This window comes from Psychromonas sp., assembly GCF_983033635.1.
Window position 1 is genome coordinate 1 of sequence record NZ_CEZLMY010000121.1, and the last position, 8,463, is coordinate 8,463.

General features: G+C 38.6%; 7 protein-coding genes. 3 read left to right on the plus strand and 4 right to left on the minus strand.

Annotated features, from left to right (window positions below; genetic code table 11):
- The first annotated feature begins 212 nt into the window (after positions 1–212).
- The 3 genes from AC4GME_RS13675 (at position 213) to AC4GME_RS13685 (ending at position 3,452) form a co-directional block, all read left to right on the plus strand.
- Positions 213–1,385, plus strand: a complete 1,173-nt coding sequence (locus AC4GME_RS13675; protein ID WP_490379591.1) for a phosphoglycerate kinase — start codon at positions 213–215, stop codon at positions 1,383–1,385.
- A gap of 130 nt (positions 1,386–1,515) precedes the next feature.
- Positions 1,516–2,592, plus strand: coding sequence for a class II fructose-bisphosphate aldolase (gene fbaA / locus AC4GME_RS13680; RefSeq protein ID WP_490376707.1), 1,077 nt, complete (start codon positions 1,516–1,518; stop codon positions 2,590–2,592).
- Between the two features lie 170 nt (positions 2,593–2,762).
- Positions 2,763–3,452, plus strand: a complete 690-nt coding sequence (locus AC4GME_RS13685) for an SIMPL domain-containing protein (RefSeq protein ID WP_490376706.1) — start codon at positions 2,763–2,765, stop codon at positions 3,450–3,452.
- On the opposite strand, the gene AC4GME_RS13690 is transcribed toward AC4GME_RS13685, so the two are convergent.
- The 4 genes from AC4GME_RS13690 to AC4GME_RS13705 all read right to left on the minus strand — a co-directional run.
- On the minus strand, positions 3,449–4,273 hold the full coding sequence (locus tag AC4GME_RS13690) for an S-adenosylmethionine decarboxylase (RefSeq protein ID WP_490376705.1): 825 nt from the start codon (positions 4,271–4,273) through the stop codon (positions 3,449–3,451). The genes AC4GME_RS13685 and AC4GME_RS13690 overlap by 4 nt on opposite strands.
- Before the next feature lie 5 nt (positions 4,274–4,278).
- On the minus strand, positions 4,279–4,809 hold the full coding sequence (locus AC4GME_RS13695; protein WP_490376704.1) for a potassium channel family protein: 531 nt from the start codon (positions 4,807–4,809) through the stop codon (positions 4,279–4,281).
- 230 nt (positions 4,810–5,039) lie between these two features.
- On the minus strand, positions 5,040–7,931 hold the full coding sequence (locus tag AC4GME_RS13700) for an HD domain-containing phosphohydrolase (protein WP_490376703.1): 2,892 nt from the start codon (positions 7,929–7,931) through the stop codon (positions 5,040–5,042).
- 214 nt (positions 7,932–8,145) lie between these two features.
- Positions 8,146–8,463: helix-turn-helix domain-containing protein (locus AC4GME_RS13705; protein ID WP_490379592.1), on the minus strand; the 318-nt coding region annotated here is incomplete at its 5' end.

Consider the following 8,463-nt stretch of genomic DNA (forward strand, 5'->3'; position numbering starts at 1 on the left):
ATATAAATCAAACCCTCCCCCCCTAGGAAAAAGGTAAATTACCCACCATTGTGATCGATGTAACAAAAACTTTCGTCTATAATGCTGTCGGTAAGAAAAATGCAACGGGAAAATGTTGTATTAAGAAGACAGTGTGATAGCTGAGCTTGAATGAATGTTCGAGCAGTAAATTCAGAATTCTATAATTTTAAAATTAAATGAGAGGACACATCATGTCAGTAAAAAAAATGGTTGATCTAGATTTAGCCGGCAAACGCGTATTTATCCGTCAAGATCTTAATGTGCCAATTAAAGATGGTAAAGTAACTTCAGATGCACGTATCCGTGCTTCTATCCCAACAATCAAATTAGCGTTAGAAAAAGGCGCTAAGCTGATGATTACTTCTCACCTAGGTCGTCCAACTGAAGGTGCTTCTGCTGAAGAAAACGCAGCATTCTCTCTACAACCTGTTGTTGATTACTTAAACGAAGCATTAGATGTTCCAGTTCGTTTAGCAACTGATTACTTAAACGGTCTTGAACTGAACGAAGGTGAAGTTGTTGTTCTTGAAAACGTTCGTTTTAACAAAGGCGAAAAGAAAAACGAAGAAGGTCTTTCTAAGCAGCTTGCTGCACTTTGTGACGTTTACGTAATGGACGCATTTGGTACGGCTCACCGTGCACAATCTTCTACAAACGGTGCGGGCGTATTTGCTCCTGTCGCATGTGCGGGTCCTTTATTAGCTGCTGAATTAGAAGCGCTAGGTAAAGCAATGGATAACCCAGCTCGCCCATTAGTAGCAATTGTTGGTGGTTCTAAAGTTTCTACTAAACTTACTGTTCTTGAATCTCTTTCTAAAATTGCTGACCAGCTTGTTGTTGGTGGTGGTATTGCAAACACATTCATCGCAGCTCAAGGCCACAATGTTGGTAAATCATTATACGAAAAAGACTTAGTTGGTACTGCTAAGAAATTAATGGAAGAGTGTGCAATCCCTGTTGCAACTGACGTAGCATGTGCAAAAGCATTTGATGAAAACGCTGAAGCGGTAATCAAAAACGTTGCTGACGTTCAAGATGACGACATGATCTTCGATTTAGGTCCAGACTCTACTGCTGAGCTGGCTGAAATCCTTAAAGGTGCTAAAACAATTCTTTGGAATGGCCCGGTTGGCGTATTCGAATTCAAAAACTTCGAAGCAGGTACTGCAGGTATCTCTAAAGCAATCGCTGATTCAAGTGCATTCTCTGTTGCCGGCGGCGGTGATACGTTAGCTGCAATTGATAAATTTGACATCACAGCAGATGTTTCTTACATCTCTACTGGTGGTGGTGCGTTCCTTGAGTTTGTTGAAGGTAAAGAATTACCTGCTGTGACAATGTTAGAGTCACGTGCAAACGATTAATTAGAAAAATAAAGCGAGATAATATCTCGCTTTTTTTTCAACTTTTATTAGCGTATTTTTTATAACCTTATTGTGTTATATTGTGCGCGAAATTTAGCAGTATTTAATTTAACTACATAGGATTATCCTCATGACTAAGATTTTAGACGTTGTAAAACCTGGTGTTATCACTGGTGATGACTTACAGAAAGTATTTGCAGTTGCAAAAGAAAACAAATTTGCACTTCCTGCTGTAAACGTTGTTGGTTCTGATTCAATCAACGCAGTACTAGAAGCAGCCGCTAAAGTTAAAGCTCCAGTTGTTATTCAGTTCTCAAACGGCGGCGCTGCATTTAACGCAGGTAAAGGTCTTAAACTTGAAGGTCAGGAAGCGGCTATTCTTGGTGCTGTTTCTGGTGCTAAGCACGTTCACGCAATGGCTGAAGCTTACGGTGTTCCAGTTATTCTTCATACTGACCACGCAGCTAAGAAACTTCTTCCTTGGATTGACGGACTACTAACTGCATCTGAAGAGCATTTCGCAGCAACTGGTGCGCCTCTTTTCTCTTCTCACATGATCGATCTTTCTGAAGAGCCTCTAGAAGAGAACATCGCAACTTGTGCTAAATACCTAGCGCGTATGTCTAAAATGGGCATGACGTTAGAAATCGAACTAGGTTGTACTGGTGGCGAAGAAGACGGTGTTGATAACTCTGATATGGATGAGTCTTTACTTTACACTCAACCGTCTGAAGTTGATTACGCATACGTTGAGCTGTCTAAAATCAGCCCTAACTTCACTATCGCAGCTTCTTTCGGTAACGTACACGGCGTATACAAGCCTGGTAACGTTAAACTGACTCCAACTATCCTACGTGATTCTCAAGCATTTGTTGCTGAAAAACACGGTGTTGCGTCTAACGAATTAAACTTCGTATTCCACGGTGGTTCTGGTTCTTCTGAAGCTGAAATCCAAGAGTCTATCGGTTACGGTGTTATCAAAATGAACATCGATACAGATACTCAGTGGGCATGTTGGGACGGTATCCGTACTTACGAAGCTGAAAACCACGATTTCTTACAAGGTCAAATCGGTAACCCAACGGGTGAAGATGCTCCTAACAAGAAATACTACGATCCACGTGTATGGTTACGTTCTGCTCAAGCGTCTATGGTTAAACGTCTTGAAAAAGCATTTTCTGACCTTAACGCTATCGACGTATTATAATTTAATTAGCCTGCATACTTGCAGGCACTTTAAATTTATAGAGCCAGCTTAATTGCTGGCTTTTTTTTGCCTGAAAGAAAGTTAAATAATCAATTTGTTATTATCACTAATGAAACCATTTACGCTAAGCTATGTCATAACTTAACTAACTAAATTGATGAGGATTTTTTATGCGCTATTTAAATTTTTTAACACTTGTTTTTATTTCTATTTTTTCTCTTTCAGCTTTGGCTAATGGATTACCGGAAGAACAACATATAGTGGTTACGGGAACTGCGACTCTCGATGTCAAACCTGATCAAGTATCGATTCAGTTTCAAGCCACTGCGTTGGAGTCTAAAGGCGCGCTTGCTAAACAAAAAGTTGATCAGCAAGTTTCAACTTTGCTCGTTAACTTACAGAAAGCAGGTTTTAACAGTAATGAGTTAGAAAGTGCGGCGCTTTATACAAGAGCTGAGTATGACTATCACAAAGATAAGCGCACCTTGTTGGGCATTCGTGCTACACGCGATTTAACCTATCTATTAACTGATATTAATAAAGTGAATCAGTTCTTAGATATTGTTTTAGAAGCCAAAATAGACTTAATTGGCGATTTACAATATGGCTTACAATCTCCTGATGAATGGCAGCTTAAAGTTCGGCAGATGGCCGTCGAGGATTCAATGGAAAAAGCGTCTGGTTTAGCGAAATCTTATAATGCTGAATTAGGTAAAATATATTCCGTTAATTACCAAAATTCCTATCCTCGCCCCTTGATGATGAGAGCGATGCAGGATGAAAGAGGGAAGACAACTTATCAGGTAAAAACAATTAAGTTAAGCGATCGTGTGCAGGCTGTGTTTTTATTAAAGCCCTAGTTCTGAGGCTCTGATAGAGTTATTTCTAAGCCACTTTTAGATTCTTTATTAAAAAACATTAAGTTACTTTGCAATGGATTAAATAAGCACAGAAGGTGGTTTATAAAGGGCAGCATAATTTGCTTAGCAAAACTGCTTTCTAAGCTTAAATAGGTATTTAACTTTTCCGGGGTGATATGAATGGTTAAGTACCTATTTCCAGCAATTGCATTTAACGAATAACCTTTTGGGGTGAAGGTAAACTGGTCTATGCGCAGTTGTGGAAAAAAATCAGCTAAAGCAAGTGTAGATTCAATCTGCTCAGTAGAAGCAGCGCCTGCTTGTAATGTTTTTGCAAAAGGGCCTGATAAACCATGCAACATTAAAATCTGTTTGCGATGCATCTCTTCTGTCGCCAGCTCTCCGAAGAAAAACAGATCCCCTTGATATTTCCCTTGCCAGTGCTGAGTAATGCCCTGTAAATGTGTATTTAACAGCACGCTGTCTTGTGCAAAGTTACTTTTTTGTAATTCCGGTTGAACAGGCTGGTGGCGATGGAATAATAGGGATTGAATCTTCTCTTTAGCTATCTCTTTTTGAAAAAACTGAGCCGCTTTAACCAGGTGGGTATTTCCGCAGGTGATCAGCAGCAGTTTATTTTTCCAAATAAATAAACTCGACTCTGATAATAGGTAAGCGCAAATATGTTCATTTTCTATTTTCGAGAGGATAAAAGCCCCTGCCTGTGCAACCATTGTTTTCCAAAACTGCTCAGGAAACTGCAACAGATCATTTTGTTTGAGGGTGATCTCTAAACGTTTTTCAGTACCTTCATAAAACATTTAACTTAAGCCTTGTTTTCTTGATCATTATTGATTCCTGCTCCGATTAAACTGGAGACAACAATGGCCATATAAAAGACGCCTACCACAGCTTCCATGTATACCAGAAAGCGGGCTAATGGCGTTAGCGGCAGCAGGTCACCAAAACCTAATGTAGTTAATGTTACAAAGCTAAAATAGATAAAATCAGATGTATTGCTTTGCCAATCATTACTCGTTAAACCCGAAAATGAGTTCGGTACAAGTTCGTTGAGTAATTGATACAGCATTAGCCAGATAACACCCAGCAATAAAAATATACAAATTGAGCCGACAAGGCTATTACTGGTAATCTTTCCGGAAAAAAGTGCTTGTTGCGCCGCTAGTTTAAGAGTAAGCAGAAAAAAACACAGCATTAACAAGAGGCGAATAAAGTCTAGCTCTGCTTTGTCGAGTATTGCCACTAATAGGGTAATAAGCAGGGTGGCTAACACTAATCCTAATGCGGTATTAAAAATAAAACGGCTAGAGCGTAAACTCCAAACTGCAATTGCCATCGATATTACCGTTAAAGCGGTAACCAAGGAGTGAGCGAAAATAGAATTTACAAAAAACTGTTCAACACAAGCGTTGGAGAAGAGTAAAAAAATAAGGCTGAATAATAGATAATAGAAATTATCTTGTGCGGATATTCTTTTACTTGCTTCTTTCATCATCGAGCCTATTTTGAAATACCGGATGCGCTTAGTTTATCAGTAAAATATACTGAGCTCCCTACAAATAATTTTTACAAGTATGCTGAAATATCGACTGTGTCAATTTGATCTGCAAGAAGGTATTTTTGGGCGTAGTGCAAATAGACACCTGAGCTTAAAAACAGTTTAAATAATGCTTGATCAATATGTCTATCTTTTACCATAAAATCCATTATTTTTATTGCTTGGCTAAGTGTTTTTCGCTCTTTATAGGGACGATCTGATGCAGTGAGCGCTTCAAAAATATCAGCAATCACCATCATACGTGCTGTTATTGGCAATTCTTGTGCAGCTATAGCACGCGGGTAACCAGAGCCATCCATTTTTTCATGATGCCCGCCTGCAATAGTCGGCACATTTTTCAGGTGGTTTGGAAATGGTAATTTGGATAACATCACAATGGTATGCACCATATGACCATTAATAATAAAACGATCTTCATCTGTTAATGTACCGCGTTGTATTGCAAGATTGTACAATTCTCCGCGATTAAAGCGATATTCAGGTGTTTGCATATTAAAGCCCCAGTTATTACCTGGCTCTGTCAGTTCAGCGTGTTCCCGCTTGATTAGATGTTCTTTTTTATTGGCCAGTAATGGCTCTTGTACAGGTAGTTGCGGTTGCTTTTCGTTGTAGCGTTTTTTCTCCTGCGGGCTGATACCTAACTGATCATCTAAAGTACGAGACCAGGTACGTTTAGCTATTTCGTTTAAGCGTGTAATTTTTTCATCGGACATAAATTCGCCCCCGATATTACACTCGGCAATAAATGCAAATTCTTGATCCAGTGTGGTTAATAGTTCGTCTCGCTGTTTTGTTAAGAGCGACTTATCCAATCCATCTGCGAGGCCCTGCCAATAGTTACTATGGGCTTGTTGTTTTAATAGCTCGAAGCGCATCCTAACCTCATGAATTCGATCGTAAATTGTTTCCAGTTTGGTCGCTTTGTCTACCACATACTCAGGAGTGACAATTTTGCCACAGTCATGTAACCATGCTGCAATATGTAGCTCTTCCCACTGCTCATCGTTTAAATCAAACTCTTTAAATTCTCCCTCTTTTTTATCGCAGGCAGCTTGGCTGAGCATTTTAGTTAACTCAGGCACGCGTGCACAGTGTCCTCCTGTATAAGGGGATTTGCTGTCTATCGCGCCGGCAATTAATTGGATGAAACTTTCTAATAGATTTTTTTGCTCTGCGAGTAATATTTGCCCTTCAATTGCTAGTGCCGAGAAACTGGCGATTGCTTGGATAAAGTTTTGTTTGCCATGCAAGTTCAATTCTTCGTGATCATTTATTACAGCTAAAACACCGATCCATTGTCCCGCTCTATTTGATAACGGCAGTAAACGCCAAGTTAGTGATTCATTTTGTTGTAGTGTTTGCTTTATAAGCGCATTAAACTGCGTGGGCAAAGCGGTGCCTGTACCATTTTTATTCTGCTCAATATTTAGCTGTAAAAGCTCATCCTCATTGAATGATAGTACTTTTAATTGCTGACTGAGTTTTTCGTTTTGCAATGCGCTCAGTTCATTGAATTGTGTAAACGCAACATTTAGTTGTTTTGATTTATCGGTTAAAAGAATGATTGAACCGAGTGAGTCGCTTAATGTATTTGTTTCTAAAGTTATTTTTTTTAATAATTCTTGAAAGCTTTGCTTCCCCACCAGAGAGGAAGATAAGTCTTGAAAGTGACTAATTGTCTCTTTCATGCCGCTGGTTACTTCAATCAATTCATTTATCTCTTTAATGAAAGTACGGGTATTAACCGGCCTGGAAAAATCAAAGTTTTTAATAGACCGTAACTCACTGGTTAGTTGACGCATTGGAGAGGTTAATGATTTAGAAAAATACCAAGCAATAGGCAAAGTAAATAAAATAATAAACAGCGTGATTAAAATTGTTTCATTACGTAAAACATATGCTTCAAGTAGTAATTCCTTGGCCGGTACTAGTTGGACTAAATGTATCCCTTGATCGGCTCTTAGGTTAGATATTTTTCCTAACCATTGCTGATTGCCATAGCTAAATTGAATGTTACCTTTCTGATTTATATAGTTATTAAAAACATACTCTAAAATGGGGGGGGCAATATCTGAAATGGATTTTAAATGACTAAGTTTTCCCTCCTTTGATAGTAGGACTTGCAGATCTTGATAGGCTAGAAGTTGTCCTTGCTTGTTAACAATCATTCGCTCAGAGTGTGGATATGACTTGAAACTTTCTAATAATCGCGATAGATCTGTTAGCACGTAATCTGCACCAATAACGACATTATGCTTGGCATCGAATATTGCCTTAGTAACACCTAATTCCTGGCTGGAATAGAATATATAGGCATTGGTTGAAATAACCTGTGCAGACTTTTTAGCTTTTATGTACCAGGGGCGGGACTTGCTATCTAGCTGATAATTTGGATCTTCTATTTTTAATGTTAGTTGCAGATCTTGATTATAAAACCGGTGGCTGGCTTTACCGCTACTGTACAGTGTCAGCATATAACGGCTTTGTTGCGGGGCATCAAACTGTTTAACATATTGATCAGATGTTATCTTGCGAAATAGAAAAAAATCATTATTTGGATAAGCGATAAACAGGGCATTTAAATAATTTGTTCCATCTAACATCTCTTTTAATGTCGGAACTGTTAAGAGTTTTTGCGTGATCTCACTTGTTTCAGTTAATCGGGAGGATGCTAAAATTTTCAGCATAGTTGTGATCTGCAGACCTTCCGTTAATAGCTTTTTTTCGACTTGCTGACTCGACTCGGTAAAAATTCGCTGACCGGAATTTAAGATAGATTTGCTTAATTGGTTATAGCTATACCAGCCTATTAATAAACCACAAAGCAAAATTAGCACTGAAAAAAGAGTTGTAATATGAAGGTGAAATGAAAAACGTTTTTTTGTTTGCTGCTCAGGCATATCTAAAATCCTTAGCGAATAAATGCGTTGTTGGATTTATAATTCAAGACCATTTTGGATAAGTAGGCAAGTTAATGGCAAAAAGATATGAATATAAAGAACGTTTATGAGATCTTTCATCTCTTTCATCTCTTTTATACGCAAGAGCTTTAGATATAGGTATAAAAAAACCGCAATTAAGCGGTTTTTATTTCTTATAAGGTTAAACGTTAGCTTAACGTGTACCAAATACAACAATGGTTTTGCCATGAGCCGAGATTAAACCTTGCTCTTCCAGCATTTTAAGAATACGACCAACCGTTTCGCGTGAACAGCCTACAATTTGACCAATCTCTTGACGAGTGATTTTGATCTGCATGCCATCTGGGTGTGTCATTGCATCAGGTTGTTTTGCAAGATCAAGCAGAGTATTTGCGATACGACCTGTTACATCTAAGAATGCTAGGTTACCTACTTTCTGGCTGGTGATTTGTAAACGGTTCGCCATCTGGCGTGATAAACGCATTAAAATTTCAGGGTTAACTGTGATAAG

What these genes read in the sequence shown, in the direction of transcription:
- AC4GME_RS13690 (WP_490376705.1), bottom strand. Translation starts at nt 4,273, where the DNA reads ATGTTTTATGAAGGTACTGAAAAACGTTTAGAGATCACCCTCAAACAA.
- AC4GME_RS13685 (WP_490376706.1), top strand. Translation starts at nt 2,763, where the DNA reads ATGCGCTATTTAAATTTTTTAACACTTGTTTTTATTTCTATTTTTTCT.
- AC4GME_RS13700 (WP_490376703.1), bottom strand. Translation starts at nt 7,931, where the DNA reads ATGCCTGAGCAGCAAACAAAAAAACGTTTTTCATTTCACCTTCATATT.
- fbaA (WP_490376707.1), top strand. Translation starts at nt 1,516, where the DNA reads ATGACTAAGATTTTAGACGTTGTAAAACCTGGTGTTATCACTGGTGAT.
- AC4GME_RS13675 (WP_490379591.1), top strand. Translation starts at nt 213, where the DNA reads ATGTCAGTAAAAAAAATGGTTGATCTAGATTTAGCCGGCAAACGCGTA.
- AC4GME_RS13695 (WP_490376704.1), bottom strand. Translation starts at nt 4,809, where the DNA reads ATGGCAATTGCAGTTTGGAGTTTACGCTCTAGCCGTTTTATTTTTAAT.